The following is a 22,705-nucleotide window of genomic DNA, read 5'->3' as shown; positions in this document are numbered from 1 at the left end:
ACCAGTCTCGACAGCAAAAAACAAAAAGCCCCCGCAGTGCGGGGGCTTTCAGGACAAACCTAACAAAAAGGTCTCTGGTGGTACTTAGAACGGAATATCGTCATCGAAGCTGTCGTAGTCTGGCGCTGGCTGAGCTTGAGGCTGCGGCGCTGGACGTGGAGCGGCTTGCGGCTGTGGGGCACGTTGTTGCGGCGCTGGGCGCTGCTGACGCGGGGCTGAATCGCCGCCTTCGTTGTTTGGACGACCGCCCAGCAACTGCATGGTGCCTTGCATGTCGACCACGATTTCAGTGGTGTAGCGCTTGATGCCGTCTTTTTCCCACTCTCGGGTTTGCAGCTTGCCTTCGATGTAGACCTGCGAACCTTTGCGCAGGTATTCACCGGCAATTTCAGCGACCTTGCCGAACATCGAAACACGGTGCCACTCGGTCTTTTCGACCTTCTGGCCGGTTTGTTTGTCGGTCCACTGCTCGCTTGTTGCCAAGCTCAGGTTTGTAACGGCATTGCCATTGGGCAGGTAGCGCGTTTCTGGGTCCTGTCCGCAGGTACCGACCAGAATAACTTTGTTAACCCCACGGGCCATAACGATCTCCTAGGCTGTCAGCACGGCTCTCAGGCTTGTTCTATCAAGCTCTCAAGCGCCGTACGATCCAATTTTTGGGTGTCTACTTTGATATAGATGGCAGCCTCTTCGGCCACCACAACCGCATCTGTAACACCGGGTAATGCCAGCAAGCGCTCCGCCAGACCAGTATCCTTTACTGCTGAAGCTGAAAGCGGCATGCGCAGACCGGTTACATAGGGTGGTTCACGCATATTAACAGCAAAGGCCAGCCAAAGAAGCGCCATCGCTGCACATCCGAGGAACACCCCCGACAAACTGTAGTGCTGGTACAGCCAACCGCCGACAATACCGCCCAGCGCGGCCCCGAGAAACTGGCTGGTTGAGTACACCCCCATCGCCGTGCCTTTACCCCCCGCCGGTGCGACTTTGCTGATCAACGAAGGCAAAGAGGCTTCAAGCAGGTTGAATGCAGTAAAGAACACGATGATGCCCAGCACCAGCGCCTGCAAACTGTGGCCAAACGCCCAGAAATAGACTTCACAGGCAAATAACACCGAAACGGCGCCAATCAACACACGCTTCATCTGACGCTTTTTCTCAGCGTAGATGATGAAAGGTACCATGCCGAAGAAGCCAATCAGCAGCGCAGTGAGGTACACCCACCAATGCTGTTCTTTAGGCAGGCCGCCCTCCTGAACCAGCGCCAGCGGCAGGGCCATAAAACTGGCCATAAGGATTGAATGCAGGGCCAGAATGCCGATATCCAGGCGCAATAAATCTCGATTGCGCAGCGTTGGCATCAGCGCCTGCTTCGCTACCCCCGATTCACGGTGTTGTAATTGCCCTGGCGTGCTGGGCACCACCACCGCGATGATCAACATGCCGACCAAGGCCATGACGGAAGTCACCCAAAACAAGCCTGACAAGCCGAAAGCGCGAGTCAGCAGCGGGCCGACTACCATGGCTACCGCAAATGACAGGCCGATGCTCATGCCAATCATGGCCATCGCTTTGGTACGGTGCTGCTCACGGGTCAGGTCGGAAAGCAGCGCCATCACCGCCGCTGAAATCGCGCCGGCACCTTGCAGCACACGCCCGGCTATCACGCCCCAGATAGAGTCCGCATTAGCCGCCAGCACGCTACCGGCAGCAAATATCAGCAACCCCACGTAAATCACCGGACGCCGACCGATGCGATCCGAGATCATGCCAAACGGTATTTGTAGAAACGCCTGAGTCAGGCCATAAACACCAATCGCCAAGCCGATTAGGGCGGGCGTGCTGCCTTTGAGATCCATGCCGTAGGTTGCTAATACCGGCAGAACCATGAACATGCCGAGCATTCGAAACGCAAAAACCATCGACAGACCCGCTGCCGCTCGGGTTTCGCCGCCACTCATGCGGTCATTGTGCAGATCGTGCATTACCAAGACTCTAAGTCAGACAAGTCGGCAATTCTAACAGCCATATGTACCGCGGCACAGGAGCACACTTTGCCGCAGGGTAGCGGTCAGACGTATACTCATGGGTTTCCGCCCGCCAAGCGAGGCCGCTGTTTGTGGACAAGATTCTGATCCGTGGGGCACGTACCCATAACCTGAAGAACATCGACCTGACCTTACCGCGCGACAAGCTGATTGTGATTACCGGCCTGTCTGGCTCGGGCAAGTCATCGTTGGCCTTCGACACCCTGTATGCCGAAGGTCAGCGTCGCTATGTCGAGTCGCTATCCGCCTACGCCCGACAATTTTTGTCGATGATGGAAAAGCCTGACGTCGACACCATCGAAGGCCTGTCGCCAGCAATTTCTATCGAACAGAAATCGACCTCGCATAACCCGCGCTCCACGGTCGGCACCATCACCGAGATCTACGACTATCTGCGCCTGCTTTACGCACGCGTTGGTATTCCGCGCTGCCCGGATCACGATGTGCCGCTCGAGGCGCAGACCGTCAGTCAAATGGTCGATCAGGTGTTAGCCCTGCCTGAAGGCAGCAAGCTGATGCTGTTAGCGCCGGTGATTCGTGAACGCAAAGGCGAACACTTGTCGGTATTTGAAGAGTTGCGCGCTCAGGGTTTTGTGCGCGCACGGGTCGACGGCAAGCTGTACGAGCTTGATGAACTGCCCAAACTCGATAAGCAGAAGAAACACTCCATTGATGTAGTGGTTGACCGCTTCAAGGTCCGTGAAGATCTGCAGCAACGTTTGGCCGAGTCCTTCGAGACGGCGCTGAACCTGGCAGACGGCTTGGCACTTATCGCCCCGCTCGACCGCGAAGACGACATCAGCGGCATTAAAGACGAGATGATTTTCTCGGCGCGCTTTGCCTGCCCGCACTGCGGCCACTCGATCAGTGAGCTGGAACCCAAGCTGTTCTCATTCAACAACCCAGCGGGTGCATGCCCAACCTGCGACGGCCTCGGCGTTAAACAGTTCTTCGACACCAAACGCTTGATTCACGGTGAGATGACCCTTGCAGAAGGCGCAATTCGCGGCTGGGACCGGCGCAATGTTTACTATTTCCAGATGCTCGGCTCATTGTCGGCGCATTACGGTTTCAGCTTGGAAATTCCGTTCGACGACCTTAGCGCCGAGCACCAGAAAGTCATCCTGTTCGGCAGCGGTACGCAAAGTGTCGACTTCCGTTACCTCAATGACCGGGGCGACATCGTTAAACGCGCGCATCCGTTCGAAGGCATAGTGCCGAACCTGGACCGCCGCTATCGCGAGACCGAATCGACCAGCGTGCGCGAAGAACTCAGCAAGCTGCTGAGCACACAGCCATGTCCGGATTGCCGCGGCACACGCCTGCGCCGCGAAGCCCGCCATGTATGGGTGGGCGAACGCACCTTGCCCGCAGTCACCGGTTTACCGATTGGCGATGCGGCAGAGTATTTCACTGGGCTGTCGTTGACCGGTCGGCGCGGCGAAATTGCTGACAAGATCCTCAAAGAGATTCGCGAGCGCCTGCAGTTCTTGGTGAACGTCGGCCTTGATTACCTGTCACTCGACCGCAGCGCTGACACTTTGTCCGGCGGTGAAGCGCAGCGTATTCGCCTGGCCAGCCAAATTGGTGCTGGGTTGGTCGGGGTGTTGTACATCCTCGATGAGCCATCAATTGGCTTGCATCAGCGTGACAACGAGCGCCTGCTCGGCACGCTGCGTCATCTGCGCGACATTGGCAATACGGTGATCGTGGTTGAACACGATGAAGATGCCATTCGCATGGCCGACTATGTGGTCGATATCGGCCCCGGCGCGGGTGTTCACGGTGGCCGCGTGGTTGCTGAAGGCACTGCAGCCGAAGTCATGGCGCACCCTGATTCGCTGACGGGAAAATATTTGTCTGGCCGAGTAAAAATCGAGGTCCCCGCCAAGCGCCATCCTGTGAATAAAAAACAGTTGCTGAAAATCAAAGGCGCACGCGGCAACAACTTGCGCAATGTTGATCTGGAAATTCCAATCGGCCTGCTGACCTGTGTGACCGGCGTGTCCGGATCGGGCAAATCGACCCTGATCAACAATACCCTTTATCCGCTCAGCGCTACGGCACTAAATGGCGCGACGACTCTGGAAGCCGCCGCCCATGACAGTTGCGACGGTTTGCAGCATCTGGACAAAGTGGTGGACATCGATCAAAGCCCAATTGGCCGCACGCCGCGCTCAAACCCGGCGACCTACACCGGCTTATTCACGCCGATCCGTGAGCTGTTTGCTGGCGTACCTGAGTCACGCTCGCGCGGCTATGGCCCGGGTCGTTTCTCGTTCAACGTCAAAGGGGGTCGCTGTGAAGCCTGCCAAGGCGATGGCCTGATCAAGGTTGAAATGCACTTTCTGCCGGACATCTACGTGCCGTGCGATGTGTGCAAGAGCAAACGCTATAACCGCGAAACCCTTGAAGTTAAGTACAAGGGCAAGAACATCACCGAAGTCCTCGACATGACCATCGAGGAAGCGCGGGTGTTCTTCGATGCGGTGCCTGCTTTGGCGCGCAAGCTGCAAACCCTGATGGATGTGGGCCTGTCTTACATCAAGCTGGGGCAGAGCGCGACAACCCTTTCGGGTGGTGAAGCACAACGGGTCAAGCTGTCACGGGAACTGTCCAAGCGTGACACCGGCAAGACCCTGTATATCCTCGATGAGCCGACCACTGGCCTGCACTTTGCAGATATTCAACAGCTGCTCGATGTACTCCATCGCCTGCGAGACCACGGCAATACAGTGGTGGTGATTGAGCACAACCTTGATGTGATCAAAACCGCAGACTGGCTGGTGGACCTTGGTCCGGAAGGCGGTTCAAAAGGCGGGCAGATCATTGCTGTAGGTACGCCGGAAGCCGTGTCTGAGATGCCTCAGTCGCACACAGGCTATTTCCTCAAGCCATTACTGGAACGCGACCGCGCGGCGAGCTAAACCCTCACCCAATGAAAAGCCCCGCCAACTGCGGGGCTTTTCATTAGGTGATCACTCAGCGCAACAAATTACATCTGCGCTTGCAGGTAATTCTGCAGCCCCATCTTGTCGATCAACTGCAGCTGAATTTCCAGCCAATAGGCGTGATCTTCTTCGGTGTCCTTCAGTTGAGTCAGCAAAATATCGCGGCTCGGGTAATCCTGCACACGCTCACACAATTCAATGCCTTTGCACAGTGCCGCGCGCACGTGATATTCAAGGGCCAAGTCGAGCTTGAGCATTTCCGGTACGCTCTGGCCAAACACAAAGGTGTCCGGGGTCATGTCCGGCGTGCCTTCGAGAAACAAGATCCGCTTGAGCAACGCATCTGCGTGCTGAGTCTCTTCTTCCATCTCGTGATTGATGCGCTCAAAGAGCTTGGTAAAACCCCAGTCTTCGTAATAGCGTGAGTGCACAAAATACTGATCACGGGCAGCCAGCTCGCCCTTGAGCAGTACTTTGAAATAATCGATTACTTCCTGGTGGCCTTTCATCTTACCGCTCCTGACACAAACGCTCTAAACATTTGCATATGCTCAACCTCAAGCGCGCAGAGGTCAAGCAAAAAAAAGGGGCTGCCATCGCTGGAAGCCCCGTCCTTGCTGGTTGCTAATCTTAACGATTGGCTTTTAGCGCTTGACGAACGCCATTGCCGTAGTCCGCATGGACTTGGTCAAAGTGAGCTAATTGGCGCTCAACAATGAACTCAGGCACGCCACCCATGGCCGCTGCAATATTGCTAAACAACCGCTGTTTTTGCCCTGCATCAAACAAGTTGAACAGTGCACGAGGCTGACTGTAGTCATCATTGCCCTCACGATGATTAAAGCGATCTGCATCACCTTCTAACGGCAACGGCGGCTCAGCCAACTCAGGCGCCTGCGCCGGGCCATTGAACGAGTTTGGCTCGTAATAGGCATCCGGATTCGAGTTGCCACTGAAGAAACGCATCGCCCCATCTTTGTGATAGTGGTGCACAGGGCTTCGCGGCGCGTTAACCGGCAACGCCTCATAGTGTGTGCCTAAACGGTAGCGGTGGGCATCTGCGTAGGAAAACACCCGTGCCTGAAGCATCTTGTCCGGCGAAAAACCAATGCCAGGCACTACGTTCGATGGCGAGAATGCAGCCTGCTCGATCTCGGCGAAATAGTTTTCCGGGTTAGCGTTAAGCTCAAGCTCACCCACTTCGATCAACGGAAACTCGCCATGGGGCCAGACCTTGGTCAGATCGAACGGGTTAAAGCTAGTGTGCTTGGCCTGCTCTTCTGTCATCACCTGGATAAAGAAGCCCCACTTGGGGAAATCACCCTTTTCAATGCTACCGAACAGGTCTTCCTGAGTGGTTTCACGGCTTTTGCCGACGACCGCTTCAGCCTCAGCGTTGGTCCAGTGTTTGTGCCCCTGCTTGGTCTTGAAGTGGAATTTAACCCAAACCCGCTCATTTGCTGCATTTAACAGGCTGAAAGTGTGCGAACCGAAGCCGTCGATATGGCGTACGTCAGTCGGCAGGCCACGATCAGACATAAGAATGGTCACCTGGTGCAGCGATTCTGGCGACAGCGACCAGAAATCCCACATGGCCGTAGCCGAGCGCAGATTAGTCTTGGGATGACGCTTTTGCGTATGAATAAAATCTGGGAACTTGTAGGCATCACGGACAAAGAACACCGGCGTGTTATTACCGACTAAATCCCAGTTGCCTTGTTCGGTATAAAATTTCAGCGAGAAGCCACGCACATCGCGCTCCGCATCGGCAGCGCCCTGCTCGCCCGCCACGGTTGAGAAACGCGCAAGCAGCGGCGTCTTGCTGCCCAGCTCAAATACTTTGGCTTTGGAGTATTGGCTGATGTCGTGGGTGACAGTCAACGTGCCGTAAGCACCCCAGCCTTTGGCATGCACTGCACGCTCAGGTATCCGCTCGCGGTTCTGATGCGCAAGTTTTTCGATCAGTTGGTAGTCTTGCATCAACAGCGGACCACGTGGCCCTGCGCTGAGAGAATTCTGGTTATCGGCAATCGGGCTGCCAGCTGTGGTAGTCAACGTCGGCTTAGTAGTCATTGGCGCTCTCTCCTTGTTAAATCCAATCAGCCAGCTAATTAAGCCAGCGATGAATCAAGGTTAATGGCCAAAGAGAAAGAGAGCCAATGTATTGAGTGAACCGGCCTGATAGCTAAAAACTCTTAAAGCCTGTTAAAGCCTTATGCGATCAAGATAAAGCCTACAAAGGTCAAGCCGGCTGCGATCAGTGCGTAAGGCAGCTGAGTAATGGCATGGCTTATAAGGTTACAACCTGAACCCTGCGCAGCTAAAACCGTGGAGTCGCTGTAGAAGCAGGCTTGGCTACCAAAGGCAGAGGCAGACATGAGCGCACCAATCACCAGCGGGATGTTGGCATTAAGCGCAAAAGCCAACGGCATGACGATCGGAATGGTGACCGCGAATATCCCCCAGGAAGAACCTGTGGCAAACGCCAGCACGGCCATGCTCAAGAACACCATGGCCGGCAACAGGTGAGCAGTCATATAGGGTTTAAGGGACTCGACCACGAACAGCGACAGGTGAAGTTGATCGCAGACTTCTTTAAAAATGAAGGCAGCTATGACAGTACCGATAGCGGGAATCATGGTCTTGAAGCCATCCATCATCTGCTCAAGCATATCCGCCAAGGGCATCAAACCTTGAACCAGATAGAACGGCACGATCAACACCAGCGTCGCAAGCATGCCCATCCAAACGTCAATGTCGAAATACAGGGTAAAACCGACGAGCACCAACAAAGGCACCAGGAAGTTATAGAGCTTGCCGCCCGCTGCATCAGCGCCCTCAAACTCGGCGTCAACTGCTTTCATGGCTGAGTTGTGCTCCGGATTAAAGGCACCCACATGCATAGCACCCGCTGAGCCATGGCGGGCAAGCATTTCGGCTTTACGCATTGGGCCAATCGCCGGAACCACACCAGCGGCCACCAGCAACACCAGAGCGACGGACAGCCAAGCATAAAACATATAGGGAATGGCGCTCATGTACACGCTGATGCCCTGCCCGCTTTCGGCAATGCCGTTGTTCTCGAGCAAACCACCAAAGAACACCGCCCAGGTCGACAATGGCACCAATACACAGACCGGCGCAGCTGTCGAGTCGACAATATAGGCGAGCATCTCCCGCGACACATTGAAACGGTCTGTCACCCGCTTCATGGTTTCGCCAACCGTCAGCGCGTTGAGGTAATCATCAATAAAGATCACCAAACCCAGCACGCAGGTCATCAGCAGCGATGAGCGCCGGCCCTTGGCAAGCTTGATTGAGGCGCGACCGAAAGCCTGTGCGCCACCGGTGCGGACGAGCAGCGCGATAAGCGCACCAAAGCTGCCACATACCAGGATCAACCAGCCGATGGTTTCATCCTGCATAACCTTGAGCGAGATATCGGCAAAGCTGTGCAGTGCCTGGGTTGGCGAAATCATCATCAAGCCGGCAACCGCGCCGATCACTAAAGCCAGGATAGGGCGACGCAACCAAACGGCTAAAACGAGGACAACAATAGGCGGGATTAAGCTTAGGGCAGTAGGTTCAGACATGTGCTTGTTCTTATAAAAAACCAGAGTTGGGCGAACCTTACCTGAGGCAAGCCCTGCACACAATATCAAACACAGCGTTCGGAATATCATTCATCGCATAAACAAAAAACCCGGGCCAAGGCCCGGGTTTTTCTACAACCTACAACTTACTCTGCAGCTTCTACTGTGCCGCCGACCGGACGGTCAACCAGCTCAACATAAGCCATAGGAGCGTTGTCACCAGCGCGGAAACCGCACTTGAGGATACGCAGATAACCGCCCTGACGGGTGGCATAACGCTTGCCCAGGTCGTTGAACAACTTACCAACGATGGCTTTCGAACGTGTACGGTCGAATGCCAAACGGCGGTTAGCAACGCTATCTTCTTTAGCCAAAGTGATCAGCGGCTCGGCAACGCGACGCAGCTCTTTTGCTTTCGGAAGAGTAGTTTTGATCAGCTCGTGCTCGAACAGCGATACCGCCATGTTTTGAAACATGGCCTTGCGGTGAGCGCTTGTGCGGCTGAGGTGACGGCCACTTTTACGATGACGCATGGTTCAATTCCTTACCAAACTCTCGTTCGGTGATGATGACGATTAGGCAGTAGCCTTATCGTCTTTCTTCAGACTTGCCGGCGGCCAGTTGTCGAGGCGCATACCGAGGGACAGACCGCGAGAAGCCAGAACATCCTTGATTTCAGTCAGGGATTTCTTGCCCAAGTTCGGCGTTTTCAACAGTTCTACTTCGGTGCGCTGAATCAGGTCGCCGATGTAGTAGATGTTTTCTGCTTTGAGGCAGTTTGCCGAACGAACGGTCAGTTCCAGATCATCAACCGGGCGAAGCAGGATCGGATCGATCTCGTCTTCTTGTTCGATCACAACAGGTTCGCTGTCACCTTTGAGGTCGACGAACGCTGCCAACTGCTGTTGCAGAATGGTAGCGGCACGACGAATAGCCTCTTCAGGATCCAGAGTACCGTTGGTCTCCAGGTCGATAACCAGTTTGTCCAAGTTGGTGCGCTGCTCAACACGAGCATTTTCCACCACGTAAGAGACACGACGCACCGGGCTGAACGATGAATCCAGCTGCAAGCGACCAATGCTGCGGCTTTCATCTTCATCGCTCTGACGGGAGTCAGCTGGCTCATAGCCGCGACCACGAGCTACAGTGAGCTTCATGTTCAGCGCGCCAGTAGAAGCCATGTTGGCAATTACGTGGTCGCCATTGACGATTTCAACATCATGATCCAGCTGAATATCGGCAGCGGTAACTACGCCCGAGCCCTTCTTCGCCAGAGTCAGTGTCACTTCGTCACGACCGTGCAGTTTGACAGCCAGACCTTTAAGGTTGAGCAGGATTTCAATAACGTCTTCCTGAACACCTTCGATTGCGCTGTACTCATGGAGTACACCGTCAATCTCGGCCTCGACTACTGCACAGCCAGGCATGGAGGACAACAAGATGCGACGCAGCGCGTTGCCCAGGGTATGGCCAAAACCACGCTCGAGAGGCTCGAGCGTAATTTTAGCGCGGGTCGGACTAACCACCTGCACATCAATATGGCGGGGGGTCAGGAACTCATTTACCGAAATCTGCATGGATGCACCCTTTTTTCTAGCCCTTACTTGGAGTAGAGCTCGACAATCAGGCTTTCGTTGATGTCGGCGGAGAGGTCACTGCGAACTGGGACGGTTTTGAAAACGCCCGATTTCTTTTCAGTGTCAACTTCTACCCATTCAACGCGGCCGCGCTGGGCACACAGCTCAAGAGCCTGAGCAATGCGCAGCTGATTCTTCGATTTCTCGCGTACTGCAACTACGTCACCAGCTTTAACCTGGTAAGACGGGACGTTTACAGTTTTGCCGTTGATGGAGATCGCTTTATGCGAAACCAACTGACGAGATTCAGCGCGAGTTGCGCCGTAACCCATACGGTAAACTACGTTGTCCAGACGGCACTCAAGCAGTTGCAGAAGGTTCTCACCAGTAGCGCCTTTCTTGCCGGCTGCTTCTTTGTAATAACCGCTGAACTGACGCTCAAGAACGCCATAGATGCGACGAACTTTTTGTTTCTCACGGAGCTGTGTGCCGTAGTCAGACTGACGGCTACGGCGCTGGCCGTGGATACCTGGGGCTGCTTCGATGTTGCACTTCGATTCCAGGGCGCGTACGCCACTTTTCAGGAAAAGATCTGTGCCTTCACGACGAGACAGTTTGCACTTGGGACCAATGTAACGAGCCATTTCTCACTGTCTCCTGATTACACGCGACGCTTCTTCGAAGGACGGCATCCGTTATGCGGGATGGGCGTCACATCGGTGATGCTGGCGATCTTGTAACCGCAGCCGTTCAATGCACGGACAGCGGACTCACGGCCGGGACCTGGGCCTTTGACGTTAACGTCAAGGTTCTTCAGGCCGTATTCCAGCGCAGCTTGACCAGCACGTTCTGCAGCCACCTGGGCAGCAAACGGGGTGCTCTTACGTGAGCCGCGGAAACCTGAACCACCGGAGGTGGCCCAAGACAGAGCATTGCCCTGACGGTCAGTAATGGTCACGATTGTGTTGTTGAAAGAAGCGTGGATATGGGCGATGCCATCCACAACTGTCTTTTTAACTTTCTTACGAGTACGAGCAGCAGGCTTAGCCATGACTTATTTCCTGTCGATTCGCGGGCGCAATTACTTGCGGATCGGCTTACGCGGGCCCTTACGGGTACGCGCGTTGGTCTTGGTACGCTGACCGCGGACCGGAAGGCCGCGACGATGGCGCAGACCGCGGTAGCAGCCCAGGTCCATCAAGCGTTTGATTTTCATGTTAACTTCGCGGCGCAGATCACCCTCGGTGTTAACCTTGGCGACTTCACCACGCAGCTGCTCGATCTGCTCGTCAGAGAGATCTTTGATTTTAGCTGCTGGGTTTACACCAGTAGCAGCACAGATTTTCTGTGCAGTTGTGCGACCGACACCAAAGATGTAGGTCAGCGAGATAACAGTGTGTTTGTTATCCGGAATGTTAACGCCTGCAATACGGGCCATTCAGTGTAACTCCAATTGACAGCAACCCACGCCCCGGAAGCCAAGAAATGGGGCGCAAGATCTTAACGCTGTAAAAACAAATAATCAACCCGACAGCGCACTAGCTGTCGGGCTTATATCGCAACAATCACACTCAGCCTTGGCGCTGCTTGTGACGCGGTTCCGCGCTGCAGATCACTCGCACGACACCTTCGCGACGAATAATTTTGCAGTTACGGCACAGCTTTTTCACTGATGCACGAACTTTCATCACCAACTCCTCGAACCTTATGGACACTTCAGCGCATCATGCCGCTGCCGTAGCCCTTCAGGTTGGCTTTCTTCATCAGGGATTCGTACTGGTTCGAAACGAGGTGCGATTGTACTTGGGACATGAAGTCCATTACAACCACAACCACAATCAGCAACGAGGTCCCGCCGAGATAGAACGGAACGTTGGCTGCAACCACCAGAAACTGGGGCAGCAAACATACGGCCGTCATGTACATGGCCCCGAACAGGGTCAAACGAGTCAATACGCTATCAATGTAACGCGCTGACTGCTCGCCTGGACGAATGCCTGGAATAAAGGCACCAGACTTCTTCAGGTTTTCCGCTACGTCTTTCGGATTGAACATCAATGCTGTGTAGAAGAAGCAGAAGAAAACGATCCCTGCACTAAACAGCAAAATGTTCAACGGCTGACCAGGAGCGATAGCCTGCGAGATATCTTGAAGCCAGCCCAAACCTTCAGACTGACCGAACCAAGACCCCAGCGATGCCGGGAACAACAGAAGGCTGCTAGCGAAAATAGCCGGGATAACCCCCGCCATATTCACCTTCAGTGGCAAGTGGCTAGTCTGCGCAGCAAACACCTTACGGCCCTGCTGACGCTTGGCGTAATGCACCGCAATGCGACGCTGCCCACGCTCAATGAACACCACAAAACCAATGATCGCTACTGCCAGCAAACCGATGGCGACCAGGGCGAAGATATTGATATCCCCCTGACGAGCAGACTCGAAAGACTGCCCAATCGCCCGCGGCAGACCGGCTACGATGCCTGCAAAAATCAGCATCGAAATACCGTTGCCAACACCACGCTCAGTGATTTGCTCGCCGAGCCACATCATGAACATTGCGCCTGCAACGAACGTAGTGACTGCGACAAAGTAAAAGCTGAAATCAGCTGAGAACGCGACGCCCTGACTCGCCAAGCCAACGGACATGCCGATCGCTTGAACGAATGCCAGGACGAGAGTGCCGTAGCGGGTGTACTGGCTGATCTTGCGACGGCCAGATTCACCTTCCTTCTTCAACTGCTCCAGTTGTGGGCTGACAGCTGACATGAGCTGCATGATGATCGACGCCGAAATGTACGGCATGATCCCCAATGCAAAAATGCTCATGCGCTCCAGCGCACCACCGGAAAACATGTTGAACAAGCTAAGAATGGTCCCCTCATTCTGTCGAAACAGATCCGCCAGTCTATCAGGGTTGATTCCAGGCACAGGGATGTGTGCGCCAATCCGGTAGACGATAATCGCCATGAACAGAAAGCGCAGACGAGCCCAGAGCTCGGATAACCCGCCATTGCCTAGCGCTGAGAGAGCACCTTGCTTAGCCATTTATTCCTCGAACTTACCGCCAGCTGCTTCGATAGCCGCACGCGCACCTTTGGTGGCGGCGATACCTTTAAGGGTAACTGCACGAGTAATCTCGCCGGACAGCATGACTTTCACACGCTGTACGTTTTGATTAATCAGGTCAGCATCCTTCAGCGCCTGCAGAGTAACTACATCACCTTCGATCTTGTTCAGCTCGGATGTACGCACTTCTGCGCGATCCATAGCCTTCAGAGAAACGAAGCCGAATTTAGGGAGACGACGGTGCAGAGGCTGCTGGCCGCCTTCAAAACCTGGAGCAATGGAACCACCGGAGCGGGAGGTTTGACCTTTGTGACCACGGCCACCAGTCTTACCCAAACCACTACCGATACCACGACCCGGACGGTGCTTCTCGCGACGGGAACCCGGCGCAGGACTCAAATCATTCAGGAACATGCGTTAACCCTCCACGCGGAGAAGGTAATAAGCTTTGTTCATCATGCCGCGATTCTCTGGAGTATCCAGAACTTCAACGGTGTGATTGATACGACGCAGGCCAAGGCCTTTGACGCAAGCTTTGTGATTAGCCAGACGGCCGTTCACGCTTTTGATCAGCGTGACTTTTACGGTATTAGCCATGATTAGAGAATCTCCTCGACGCTCTTGCCACGCTTAGCCGCAACGGAGTCCGGAGACTGCATAGCTTTCAAACCTTTGAAAGTGGCGTGTACCACGTTCACAGGGTTGGTAGAGCCGTAGCACTTCGCCAATACGTTGTGAACACCCGCTACTTCAAGCACAGCACGCATCGCGCCACCAGCAATAATGCCGGTACCTTCGGAAGCTGGCTGCATGTACACCTTGGAGGCGCCATGACCAGACTTCATTGCGTATTGCAAAGTAGTGCCGTTCAGATCAACAGTGATCATGTTACGACGTGCAGCTTCCATCGCCTTTTGGATAGCAGCTGGCACTTCGCGGGATTTGCCGCGGCCGAAACCAACGCGACCCTTACCATCACCTACCACGGTCAACGCGGTGAAAGTGAAGATACGGCCACCTTTTACGGTTTTAGCAACACGGTTAACCTGCACCAATTTCTCGATGTAGCCTTCGTCGCGCTTTTGGTCGTTATTTGACATAACTTAGAACTCCAGCCCGCCTTCACGAGCAGCATCAGCCAGCGCCTTAACGCGGCCGTGGTACTTGAAGCCAGAACGGTCGAATGCAACCTGAGTCACACCAGCGGCTTTCGCACGCTCGGCAACCAGCTCGCCAACTTTCTTGGCTGCGTCGATGTTGCCAGTGGCGCCATCACGCAGTGCTTTGTCCAAGGTCGACGCGGTGGCCAATACCTTGCTGCCGTCGGCCGAGATGACCTGGGCATAGATGTGCTGCGCAGAGCGGTACACGCAGAGACGCACGACTTCGAGTTCGTGCATTTTCAGACGTGCTTTGCGAGCGCGGCGCAGTCGAGTAACTTTTTTGTCGGTCATTTGCTAGCCCTACTTCTTCTTGGCTTCTTTACGGCGGACGACTTCGTCAGCGTAACGAACACCTTTGCCCTTGTAAGGTTCAGGACGACGGAAGTCACGAATTTCCGCAGCTACCTGACCAACCAGTTGTTTATCGACGCCCTTGATCAGGATGTCGGTCTGGCTAGGGGTTTCGGCGGTAACGCCTTGCGGCAATTCGTAGTCGATTGGGTGGGAGAAGCCCAAAGCTAAGGACAGAACCTGACCTTTTGCTTGTGCTTTATAACCAACACCTACCAACTGGAGCTTGCGCTCGAAGCCTTCGCTGACGCCGATTACCATGTTGTTAACCAACGCACGAGTGGTACCGGCCATTGCGCGAGTCTGTTGATCACCATTGCGAGCAGCGAAACGCAGCTCACCGGAATCCTGGACCACTTCAACGGACGAGTGAACGTTCAGTTCCAAAGTGCCCTTGGCACCTTTCACCGAAAGCTGCTGACCGGCGAGTTTGATCTCTACACCAGATGGCAGCTTGACGGGGTTTTTAGCAACGCGAGACATGCTTATCTCCCCCTAGAACACAGTACAAAGCACTTCACCACCGACACCGGCAGCGCGCGCAGCACGATCCGTCATCACACCTTTGTTGGTGGAGACGATAGACACGCCAAGACCGCCACGAACTTTCGGCAGATCTTCGACAGCTTTGTATTGGCGGAGGCCTGGACGGCTTACGCGTTTTACTTCTTCGATGACCGGACGGCCTTCGAAATATTTCAGCTCGATGGACAGCTGCGGTTTTGCTTCACCGCTGATCTGATAATCCGCAACATAACCTTCGTCCTTGAGAACTTTGGCTACGGCTACCTTCAAAGTTGAAGATGGCATGCTTACGACGGACTTTTCAGCCATCTGGGCATTACGGATACGAGTTAGCATGTCCGCTAACGGGTCCTGCATACTCATGGGCTAGACGCTCCTGATACAAAAAGAATTAGCCTTACGGCTAGAGTCACCAGACACCTTTGGGCGAACCCAGGCTCAGGCGAGCCGAACATTCTAGTGACTGATCAAAAATGAATCAAGCCCCAAAAGGGGCTTGATTCAAATTGCTTGCTGAATTCACCTGCTTTACCCGGTAAACCGGGCAAAACAGATGACCAGCTAACAGTGGCTTACCAGCTGGCTTTGACCAGACCTGGTACGTCACCGCGCATAGCAGCTTCACGCAGCTTGATACGCGACAGACCGAACTTGCGATAAACGCCGTGCGGACGACCGGTAATGCGGCAACGGTTACGCATGCGCGAAGCGCTTGCGTCACGTGGTTGCTTCTGCAGCGCTACTGTAGCTTCCCAACGCGCTTCAGGAGTTGCTTCCTGATCGACGATGATGGCTTTCAGCTCAGCACGCTTCTTGGCGTACTTAGCAACCGTTTGCTGACGCTTCAGCTCGCGGTTTTTCATGCTCATTTTGGCCATGATCCAGCTCCTATCAGTTGCGGAACGGGAATTTGAAAGCACGCAGCAATGCGCGACCTTCATCATCCGTACGAGCAGTGGTGGTCAGGGTAATATCCAGACCGCGGAGGGCATCGATTTTGTCGTAGTCGATTTCCGGGAAAATGATCTGCTCTTTAACGCCCATGCTGTAGTTGCCACGGCCGTCAAACGACTTGGCATTCAGGCCGCGGAAGTCACGCACGCGCGGCAGGGAGATAGACAGCAGACGATCCAGGAACTCGTACATACGCTCACGGCGCAGAGTTACTTTAACGCCAATCGGCCAGCCCTCACGAACCTTGAAGCCTGCAATCGACTTACGGGCATGAGTCACTACGACTTTCTGACCGGTGATCTTTTCCAGGTCGGCAACTGCGTGCTCGATGATTTTCTTATCACCGATCGCTTCGCCCAGGCCCATGTTAAGGGTGATTTTGGTAATGCGCGGAACTTCCATCACGTTAGCAAGCTTCAGTTCTTCCTGGAGCTTGGGCGCAATTTCCTTCCGATAAATCTCTTTTAGTCGTGCCATGGTCTCTACCTAGCAGTGTTCAAGCATCAACCGCTTTTTGGGTCGACTTGAAGACACGAATTTTTTTACCGTCTTCAACTTTGAAACCAACGCGATCTGCCTTGCTGGTTTCGCCATTGAAAATGGCCACGTTAGAAGCGTGCAATGGCGCTTCTTTCTCAACGATACCGCCTTGAACGCCCGACATCGGGTTAGGCTTGGTATGACGCTTAACAAGGTTGATCCCACCAACGACCAGACGGTCGTCAGCGAGAACCTTGAGCACCTTACCGCGCTTACCTTTGTCTTTGCCGGCGATCACGATGATCTCGTCGTCACGACGAATCTTTTGCATGTCGGATCTCCTTACAGCACTTCTGGGGCGAGCGAGACGATCTTCATGAACTTCTCAGTACGAAGTTCGCGAGTCACGGGCCCAAAGATACGGGTACCGATAGGCTCTTGCTTGTTGTTCAACAGAACAGCAGCGTTGCCATCGAAGCGAATGATCGAGCCATCAGGGCGACGAACGCCATGACGGGTACGGACTACAACTGCAGTCATTACCTGGCCCTTCTTCACTTTACCGCGCGGAATTGCTTCCTTAACGGTTACCTTGATGATGTCACCGATGCCAGCGTAACGGCGGTGTGAACCGCCCAGCACCTTGATACACATAACGCGACGTGCGCCACTGTTGTCAGCAACGTCGAGCATGGATTGAGTCTGAATCATATAATTTCTCCGACCCCTAGTCCTTAGACTTCCACTGCGCGTTCGATGACTTCAACCAGTGCCCAAGTTTTAGTCTTGGCAACGGGACGGGTTTCACGAATCGAAACTTTGTCACCGATGTGGCACTGATTGCTTTCGTCATGCGCGTGCAGCTTGGTCGAACGCTTAACGTATTTACCGTAGATCGGGTGCTTAACGCGACGCTCGATCAATACGGTGATGGTCTTGTCCATCTTGTCGCTGACAACACGGCCGGTCAGCGTACGGACTGTTTTTTCGGCTTCAGCCATGATCACTTACCTGCCTGCTGGTTGAGCACAGTCTTCACACGAGCGATATCGCGCTTAACTTGCGAGAGCAGATGAGACTGCCCCAACTGGCCAGTCGCTTTCTGCATACGCAGATTGAACTGGTCGCGCAGCAGGCCGAGCAGTTGCTCGTTCAGCTGCTGTGCTGATTTTTCACGAAGTTCATTCGCCTTCATCACATCACCGTCCGCTTAACAAAAGTGGTGGCGAGAGGCAACTTTGCAGCTGCCAAGGCGAAAGCCTCACGCGCCAACTCTTCGGAAACGCCTTCGATTTCATACAGGACTTTGCCTGGCTGAATCTGGGCTACCCAATACTCAACGCCACCCTTACCTTTACCCATCCGCACTTCTAGAGGCTTCTTGGTAACCGGCTTATCCGGGAAAACGCGAATCCAGATTTTCCCGCCACGCTTAACGTGACGAGTCAGAGCACGACGAGCGGACTCAATCTGACGGGCGGTGAGACGACCGCGGGCAACAGACTTCAAGGCGAATTCGCCGAAGCTGACTTTGCTACCGCGTTGCGCCAAGCCACGGTTGTGGCCTGTCATCTGCTTGCGGAACTTCGTACGCTTTGGTTGCAACATTTGGCGTACCCCTTACTTAGCAGCTTTTTTACGAGGCGCAGGTGCTTGTGGTTTCAGTTCTTCGTGGCGACCACCAATTACTTCGCCTTTGAAGATCCAAACCTTGACACCGATCACACCATAAGTGGTGTGCGCTTCGTACGTGGCATAGTCGATATCGGCACGCAGGGTGTGCAACGGCACACGACCTTCGCGATACCATTCGGTACGTGCAATTTCAGCACCGCCGAGACGACCGCTCACTTGGATTTTGATGCCCTTGGCACCAATACGCATGGCGTTTTGTACAGCGCGCTTCATAGCGCGACGGAACATCACACGACGCTCCAGCTGCTGAGCTACGCTCTGCGCAACCAGCATACCGTCGAGTTCCGGCTTGCGGATCTCTTCGATATTGATGTGCACAGGCACACCCATTTGCTTGGTCAGGTCCTGACGCAGTTTCTCAACGTCCTCACCTTTCTTCCCGATAACGATACCTGGACGAGCGGTGTGGATGGTGATGCGTGCTGTTTGAGCCGGACGAGCAATGTCGATACGGCTAACGGACGCGCTTTTTAATTTGTCTTGGAGGTACTCACGCACTTTCAGATCAGCGAACAAATAGTCCGCATAAGTCCGACCGTCTGCGTACCAGACGGAGGTGTGCTCCTTGACGATTCCCAGGCGTATGCCAATGGGATGTACTTTCTGACCCATCTGATCGACTCCGTTACTTGTCCGCAACCTTGACAGTGATATGGCAAGACCGCTTGACGATGCGATCAGCGCGGCCTTTGGCACGCGGCATGATACGCTTCAGCGAACGCCCCTCGTTGACGAAAACGGTGCTGACCTTCAAGTCATCAACGTCTGCGCCTTCGTTGTGCTCGGCGTTGGCTACAGCCGACTCCAGCACTTTTTTCATGATCTCGGCGGCTTTCTTACTGCTAAAAGCCAACAAGTTGAGCGCTTCGCCCACCTTTTTCCCGCGGATCTGGTCGGCGACCAAGCGGGCTTTTTGGGCGGAGATTCGAGCGCCCGACAACTTAGCGGCTACTTCCATTTCCTAACCCCTTAACGCTTGGCTTTCTTGTCTGCTACGTGCCCACGATAAGTGCGGGTACCAGCAAACTCGCCGAGTTTGTGACCGACCATGTCTTCGTTCACAAGAACTGGGACATGTTGACGGCCGTTATGCACAGCAATGGTCAGACCGACCATTTGCGGCAGAATCATAGAACGGCGCGACCAGGTTTTAACTGGCTTGCGATCATTCTTTTCAACTGCCACTTCAATCTTCTTCAGTAGGTGAAGATCGATGAAAGGACCTTTTTTCAGAGAACGTGGCACTGTCGTATCCCTCTAATTACTTGCGACGACGGACGATCATTTTATCGGTGCGCTTGTTACCACGAGTCTTAGCACCCTTGGTAGGGAAGCCCCATGGAGACACCGGATGACGACCACCAGAGGTACGACCTTCACCACCACCATGTGGGTGGTCGACCGGGTTCATGGCAACACCACGAACGGTCGGGCGAACGCCACGCCAGCGCTTAGCACCAGCTTTACCTAGCGAACGCAGGCTGTGCTCGGAGTTCGAAACTTCGCCCAAAGTTGCACGGCACTCGGCCAGAACTTTACGCATTTCACCGGAACGCAGACGCAATGTCACATAGACGCCTTCACGAGCGATCAACTGAGCCGAAGCACCAGCGGAACGAGCGATCTGTGCACCTTTACCTGGCTTCAATTCAATACCGTGAACAGTGCTACCAACTGGAATGTTACGCAGTTGCAGGCTGTTACCTGGTTTGATTGGCGCCATGATCCCAGCAATCAGCTGGTCACCAGCACTCACACCCTTAGGTGCGATGATGTAGCGACGCTCACCGTCTGCATACATCAACAAAGCGATGTGTGCGGTACGGTTCGGATCGTATTCAATACGCTCGACAGTGGCTGGAATGCCATCTTTGTCGTTGCGACGGAAATCGACCAGACGATAATGCTGCTTGTGACCACCACCGATATGACGGGTAGTGATGCGACCGTTGTTGTTACGACCGCCAGTCTTCGACTTCTTCTCAAGCAGCGGAGCGTAAGGAGCGCCTTTATGCAGCTCCTGATTGACCACCTTGACCACAAAACGGCGGCCAGCGGAAGTCGGTTTGCATTTAACAATAGCCATGATGCTCCCCTTCCTTACTCAGCACTGCTGGCGAAATCGAGATCTTGGCCTGGCTGAAGCGAGATGATCGCTTTCTTCCAGTCGTTACGCTTGCCCAGACCGCGAGCGGTGCGCTTGCTCTTACCCAGAACGTTCTGAGTAGTAACACGCTCAACTTTCACGCTGAACAGGCTTTCGACGGCCTTCTTGATTTCCAGCTTGGTTGCGTCAGTCGCAACTTTAAATACGAACTGGCTTTTCTTATCGGCCAGTAATGTGGCTTTCTCAGAGACGTGCGGACCCAGCAGCACTTTAAATACGCGTTCCTGGTTCATCCCAGCATCTCCTCGAATTTCTTCACGGCAGAAACGGTAACCAGTACCTTTTCATACGCGATCAGACTGACCGGATCAGAACCCTGAACGTCACGAACATCGACGTGCGGCAGGTTACGAGCAGCCAGGTACAGATTTTGATCAATTGCATCAGACACGATCAGGACGTTAGTCAGACCCATGCCATTCAGCTTGTTCAGCAGATCTTTGGTTTTCGGAGCTTCAACAGCGAAGTCTTCAACTACAACCATACGATCGGTGCGAACCAGCTCAGCAAGAATCGAACGAATCGCAGCGCGATACATCTTCTTGTTCAGCTTCTGGTCGTGATTCTGCGGACGAGCCGCGAATGTCACACCACCGCCACGCCAGATCGGACCACGAGTGGTACCAGCACGAGCACGACCGGTACCCTTCTGACGCCACGGACGCTTGCCGCCGCCAGAAACATCGGAACGAGTCTTCTGTTGCTTGCTGCCTTGACGGCCGCCGGCCATGTAGGCCACAACTGCTTGGTGAACCAGGGTCTCGTTGTAATCGCCGCCGAAAGTAGCTTCGGAAACTTCGATCGCTTGAGCGCCATTTACATTTAATTGCATGTCAGCTTCCCCTTAACCGCGAGTCTTAGCTGCTGGACGCACAACCAAGTTACCGCCAGTCGCGCCAGGAACAGCGCCTTTGACCAACAGCAGGTTGCGTTCAGCGTCGACGCGCACAACTTCCAGGGACTGTACCGTCACACGCTCAGCACCCATGTGACCGGACATTTTCTTGCCCTTGAATACGCGACCTGGGGTTTGGCACTGGCCAATAGAACCCGGAACACGGTGGGACACGGAGTTACCGTGCGTGTTGTCTTGGCCGCGGAAGTTCCAACGCTTGATGGTACCGGCAAAGCCTTTACCTTTGGACTGACCGGTCACATCGACCATCTGTCCAGCTTGGAAGATTTCAGCGTTGATCAAGTCGCCATTTGAGTACTCGCCTTCTTCAAGACGGAATTCCCAAACACCACGACCTGCCGCGACGTTCGCCTTAGCGAAGTGACCGGCTTGAGCCTTGCTGACACGCGAAGCACGACGCTCACCTACAGTGACTTGCACTGCACGATAGCCATCGGACTCCTCAGTTTTGAACTGGGTGACGCGATTCGGCTCGATCTCAATGACCGTAACCGGAATGGAGACACCTTCTTCGGTGAAAATACGGGTCATACCGCATTTACGACCGACTACACCAATAGTCATGTTGTAAACCTCATGAGTGTACGGGGCTTTCACCCGCTATGGCCGCCCATTTCAGAGCGTTACACGACTAAGACCCAAGTCTTAGCCGAGGCTGATCTGCACTTCCACGCCAGCCGCAAGGTCGAGCTTCATCAGCGCATCAACGGTTTTATCCGTTGGCTGGACAATGTCCAGTACGCGTTTGTGGGTTCGAATTTCAAACTGATCACGCGCGTCTTTGTTGACGTGCGGAGAAGTAAGAACTGTGAACCGCTCTTTGCGAGTAGGCAATGGAATCGGACCACGCACCTGAGCACCAGTACGTTTCGCGGTTTCCACGATTTCCTGGGTTGATTGATCGATCAGGCGATGGTCAAAAGCCTTCAACCGAATACGGATTTGTTGGTTTTGCATTTTGACCTCAGATTCCAAGCTGCGATTCCCAACGGACGCAGTACGCCCGTTAAAAGGAGGCGCAATTCTATAGACGCTCATTCCCAGTGTCAACCCAATAAAAAAGCCCCCGCAAGCGGGGGCTTTTTCTAGATCAACCGATTACTCGATGATCTTGGCAACTACACCAGCACCAACGGTACGGCCGCCTTCGCGAATCGCGAAACGCAGACCATCTTCCATGGCGATTGGAGCAATCAGGGTAACAACCATTTTGATG

34 protein-coding genes and 1 pseudogene are annotated in these 22,705 nt (G+C 54.2%); 1 reads left to right on the top strand and 34 read right to left on the bottom strand.

Going from position 1 to position 22,705, the window contains the following annotated elements:
* Nucleotides 1-84 precede the first annotated feature (84 nt).
* Both AACY09_RS18220 and AACY09_RS18215 read right to left on the bottom strand, forming a co-directional pair.
* Complete coding sequence (locus AACY09_RS18220; RefSeq protein WP_339490026.1) at nucleotides 85-582, bottom strand: single-stranded DNA-binding protein; 498 nt, start codon at nucleotides 580-582, stop codon at nucleotides 85-87.
* Between the two features lie 29 nt (nucleotides 583-611).
* Nucleotides 612-1,988, bottom strand: a complete 1,377-nt coding sequence (locus AACY09_RS18215) for an MFS transporter (protein ID WP_339490025.1) — start codon at nucleotides 1,986-1,988, stop codon at nucleotides 612-614.
* A gap of 134 nt (nucleotides 1,989-2,122) precedes the next feature.
* On the opposite strand from AACY09_RS18215, the gene uvrA reads away from it, so the two are divergent.
* Nucleotides 2,123-4,978, top strand: coding sequence for an excinuclease ABC subunit UvrA (gene uvrA, locus AACY09_RS18210; RefSeq protein ID WP_339490024.1), 2,856 nt, complete (start codon nucleotides 2,123-2,125; stop codon nucleotides 4,976-4,978).
* Nucleotides 4,979-5,046: 68 nt separating this feature from the next.
* Here uvrA and bfr read toward each other — a convergent pair whose 3' ends face one another.
* From bfr to AACY09_RS18050, 32 genes and pseudogenes are all read right to left on the bottom strand, one after another.
* A complete protein-coding gene (gene bfr / locus AACY09_RS18205; protein WP_339490023.1) occupies nucleotides 5,047-5,511 on the bottom strand; it encodes a bacterioferritin in 465 nt (154 codons plus the stop codon).
* 121 nt (nucleotides 5,512-5,632) lie between these two features.
* The gene (locus AACY09_RS18200; RefSeq protein ID WP_339490022.1) at nucleotides 5,633-7,075 is read right to left on the bottom strand and encodes a catalase; all 1,443 of its coding nucleotides are present in this window, start codon (nucleotides 7,073-7,075) and stop codon (nucleotides 5,633-5,635) included.
* A gap of 140 nt (nucleotides 7,076-7,215) precedes the next feature.
* Nucleotides 7,216-8,595: a Na+/H+ antiporter NhaC family protein gene (locus tag AACY09_RS18195; protein ID WP_339490020.1), complete on the bottom strand. Its 1,380-nt coding sequence runs from the start codon at nucleotides 8,593-8,595 to the stop codon at nucleotides 7,216-7,218.
* 146 nt (nucleotides 8,596-8,741) lie between these two features.
* Nucleotides 8,742-9,128 carry a 50S ribosomal protein L17 gene (rplQ, locus tag AACY09_RS18190; RefSeq protein WP_010487018.1) on the bottom strand — a complete coding sequence of 129 codons (387 nt, stop codon included), beginning with the start codon at nucleotides 9,126-9,128 and terminating at the stop codon, nucleotides 8,742-8,744.
* Between the two features lie 42 nt (nucleotides 9,129-9,170).
* Nucleotides 9,171-10,172 carry a DNA-directed RNA polymerase subunit alpha gene (locus AACY09_RS18185; RefSeq protein WP_087515492.1) on the bottom strand — a complete coding sequence of 334 codons (1,002 nt, stop codon included), beginning with the start codon at nucleotides 10,170-10,172 and terminating at the stop codon, nucleotides 9,171-9,173.
* A gap of 23 nt (nucleotides 10,173-10,195) precedes the next feature.
* A complete protein-coding gene (gene rpsD / locus AACY09_RS18180) occupies nucleotides 10,196-10,816 on the bottom strand; it encodes a 30S ribosomal protein S4 (RefSeq protein ID WP_339490016.1) in 621 nt (206 codons plus the stop codon).
* 17 nt (nucleotides 10,817-10,833) lie between these two features.
* Nucleotides 10,834-11,223, bottom strand: a complete 390-nt coding sequence (rpsK, locus tag AACY09_RS18175) for a 30S ribosomal protein S11 (protein ID WP_013789773.1) — start codon at nucleotides 11,221-11,223, stop codon at nucleotides 10,834-10,836.
* A gap of 30 nt (nucleotides 11,224-11,253) precedes the next feature.
* A complete protein-coding gene (gene rpsM / locus AACY09_RS18170; protein WP_010487012.1) occupies nucleotides 11,254-11,610 on the bottom strand; it encodes a 30S ribosomal protein S13 in 357 nt (118 codons plus the stop codon).
* Between the two features lie 133 nt (nucleotides 11,611-11,743).
* The gene (gene rpmJ / locus AACY09_RS18165) at nucleotides 11,744-11,860 is read right to left on the bottom strand and encodes a 50S ribosomal protein L36 (RefSeq protein ID WP_002555468.1); all 117 of its coding nucleotides are present in this window, start codon (nucleotides 11,858-11,860) and stop codon (nucleotides 11,744-11,746) included.
* 28 nt (nucleotides 11,861-11,888) lie between these two features.
* Nucleotides 11,889-13,217 (bottom strand): preprotein translocase subunit SecY, encoded by a 1,329-nt coding sequence (gene secY / locus AACY09_RS18160; RefSeq protein ID WP_339490013.1) that lies wholly within the window; start codon nucleotides 13,215-13,217, stop codon nucleotides 11,889-11,891.
* Nucleotides 13,218-13,652, bottom strand: a complete 435-nt coding sequence (rplO, locus tag AACY09_RS18155; RefSeq protein WP_010487008.1) for a 50S ribosomal protein L15 — start codon at nucleotides 13,650-13,652, stop codon at nucleotides 13,218-13,220.
* Nucleotides 13,653-13,655: 3 nt separating this feature from the next.
* A complete protein-coding gene (rpmD, locus tag AACY09_RS18150) occupies nucleotides 13,656-13,835 on the bottom strand; it encodes a 50S ribosomal protein L30 (protein WP_010487007.1) in 180 nt (59 codons plus the stop codon).
* Nucleotides 13,836-13,837: 2 nt separating this feature from the next.
* A complete protein-coding gene (gene rpsE, locus AACY09_RS18145) occupies nucleotides 13,838-14,338 on the bottom strand; it encodes a 30S ribosomal protein S5 (RefSeq protein ID WP_339490010.1) in 501 nt (166 codons plus the stop codon).
* A 3-nt stretch (nucleotides 14,339-14,341) separates the two neighbouring features.
* The gene (gene rplR, locus AACY09_RS18140; RefSeq protein WP_087515489.1) at nucleotides 14,342-14,692 is read right to left on the bottom strand and encodes a 50S ribosomal protein L18; all 351 of its coding nucleotides are present in this window, start codon (nucleotides 14,690-14,692) and stop codon (nucleotides 14,342-14,344) included.
* Nucleotides 14,693-14,701: 9 nt separating this feature from the next.
* Nucleotides 14,702-15,235, bottom strand: a complete 534-nt coding sequence (gene rplF, locus AACY09_RS18135; protein ID WP_010487001.1) for a 50S ribosomal protein L6 — start codon at nucleotides 15,233-15,235, stop codon at nucleotides 14,702-14,704.
* Nucleotides 15,236-15,247: 12 nt separating this feature from the next.
* A complete protein-coding gene (gene rpsH, locus AACY09_RS18130; protein ID WP_010486999.1) occupies nucleotides 15,248-15,640 on the bottom strand; it encodes a 30S ribosomal protein S8 in 393 nt (130 codons plus the stop codon).
* A gap of 209 nt (nucleotides 15,641-15,849) precedes the next feature.
* A complete protein-coding gene (gene rpsN / locus AACY09_RS18125; RefSeq protein ID WP_087515488.1) occupies nucleotides 15,850-16,155 on the bottom strand; it encodes a 30S ribosomal protein S14 in 306 nt (101 codons plus the stop codon).
* Nucleotides 16,156-16,168: 13 nt separating this feature from the next.
* Nucleotides 16,169-16,708 (bottom strand): 50S ribosomal protein L5, encoded by a 540-nt coding sequence (gene rplE / locus AACY09_RS18120; protein ID WP_087515487.1) that lies wholly within the window; start codon nucleotides 16,706-16,708, stop codon nucleotides 16,169-16,171.
* Nucleotides 16,709-16,727: 19 nt separating this feature from the next.
* Nucleotides 16,728-17,042: a 50S ribosomal protein L24 gene (gene rplX / locus AACY09_RS18115; RefSeq protein ID WP_119952550.1), complete on the bottom strand. Its 315-nt coding sequence runs from the start codon at nucleotides 17,040-17,042 to the stop codon at nucleotides 16,728-16,730.
* Between the two features lie 11 nt (nucleotides 17,043-17,053).
* On the bottom strand, nucleotides 17,054-17,422 hold the full coding sequence (gene rplN, locus AACY09_RS18110) for a 50S ribosomal protein L14 (RefSeq protein ID WP_003281831.1): 369 nt from the start codon (nucleotides 17,420-17,422) through the stop codon (nucleotides 17,054-17,056).
* A 23-nt stretch (nucleotides 17,423-17,445) separates the two neighbouring features.
* Nucleotides 17,446-17,712, bottom strand: a complete 267-nt coding sequence (rpsQ, locus tag AACY09_RS18105) for a 30S ribosomal protein S17 (RefSeq protein ID WP_339489996.1) — start codon at nucleotides 17,710-17,712, stop codon at nucleotides 17,446-17,448.
* 2 nt (nucleotides 17,713-17,714) lie between these two features.
* On the bottom strand, nucleotides 17,715-17,906 hold the full coding sequence (gene rpmC / locus AACY09_RS18100; protein WP_002555481.1) for a 50S ribosomal protein L29: 192 nt from the start codon (nucleotides 17,904-17,906) through the stop codon (nucleotides 17,715-17,717).
* A complete protein-coding gene (rplP, locus tag AACY09_RS18095; RefSeq protein ID WP_003243901.1) occupies nucleotides 17,906-18,319 on the bottom strand; it encodes a 50S ribosomal protein L16 in 414 nt (137 codons plus the stop codon). Before rplP ends, rpmC begins: the two co-directional genes overlap by 1 nt.
* A gap of 12 nt (nucleotides 18,320-18,331) precedes the next feature.
* A complete protein-coding gene (gene rpsC, locus AACY09_RS18090) occupies nucleotides 18,332-19,018 on the bottom strand; it encodes a 30S ribosomal protein S3 (protein ID WP_010486985.1) in 687 nt (228 codons plus the stop codon).
* 13 nt (nucleotides 19,019-19,031) lie between these two features.
* Nucleotides 19,032-19,364 carry a 50S ribosomal protein L22 gene (gene rplV / locus AACY09_RS18085; protein ID WP_003103908.1) on the bottom strand — a complete coding sequence of 111 codons (333 nt, stop codon included), beginning with the start codon at nucleotides 19,362-19,364 and terminating at the stop codon, nucleotides 19,032-19,034.
* An 11-nt stretch (nucleotides 19,365-19,375) separates the two neighbouring features.
* Entirely contained in the window at nucleotides 19,376-19,651 is a 276-nt protein-coding gene (gene rpsS, locus AACY09_RS18080) for a 30S ribosomal protein S19 (protein ID WP_010486981.1), read from the bottom strand.
* Nucleotides 19,652-19,667: 16 nt separating this feature from the next.
* Nucleotides 19,668-20,492 (bottom strand): 50S ribosomal protein L2, encoded by an 825-nt coding sequence (gene rplB, locus AACY09_RS18075; protein ID WP_339489990.1) that lies wholly within the window; start codon nucleotides 20,490-20,492, stop codon nucleotides 19,668-19,670.
* Between the two features lie 14 nt (nucleotides 20,493-20,506).
* A complete protein-coding gene (gene rplW, locus AACY09_RS18070; protein WP_172149919.1) occupies nucleotides 20,507-20,806 on the bottom strand; it encodes a 50S ribosomal protein L23 in 300 nt (99 codons plus the stop codon).
* On the bottom strand, nucleotides 20,803-21,405 hold the full coding sequence (gene rplD / locus AACY09_RS18065; RefSeq protein ID WP_339489987.1) for a 50S ribosomal protein L4: 603 nt from the start codon (nucleotides 21,403-21,405) through the stop codon (nucleotides 20,803-20,805). The genes rplW and rplD overlap by 4 nt, the downstream gene beginning before the upstream one ends.
* Nucleotides 21,406-21,417: 12 nt before the next feature.
* Nucleotides 21,418-22,053, bottom strand: coding sequence for a 50S ribosomal protein L3 (gene rplC / locus AACY09_RS18060; protein WP_087515484.1), 636 nt, complete (start codon nucleotides 22,051-22,053; stop codon nucleotides 21,418-21,420).
* An 81-nt stretch (nucleotides 22,054-22,134) separates the two neighbouring features.
* On the bottom strand, nucleotides 22,135-22,446 hold the full coding sequence (rpsJ, locus tag AACY09_RS18055) for a 30S ribosomal protein S10 (RefSeq protein WP_010486970.1): 312 nt from the start codon (nucleotides 22,444-22,446) through the stop codon (nucleotides 22,135-22,137).
* A 141-nt stretch (nucleotides 22,447-22,587) separates the two neighbouring features.
* Nucleotides 22,588-22,705, bottom strand: a pseudogene (locus tag AACY09_RS18050) (elongation factor Tu); the annotation flags it as partial.

It is taken from the genome of Pseudomonas sp. EL_65y_Pfl2_R95 (assembly GCF_963971045.1).
Taxonomy (GTDB): Bacteria; Pseudomonadota; Gammaproteobacteria; order Pseudomonadales; family Pseudomonadaceae; genus Aquipseudomonas.
Note: the sequence above shows the minus strand (reverse complement) of the source record. Positions and strands in the feature narration are given on the sequence as shown.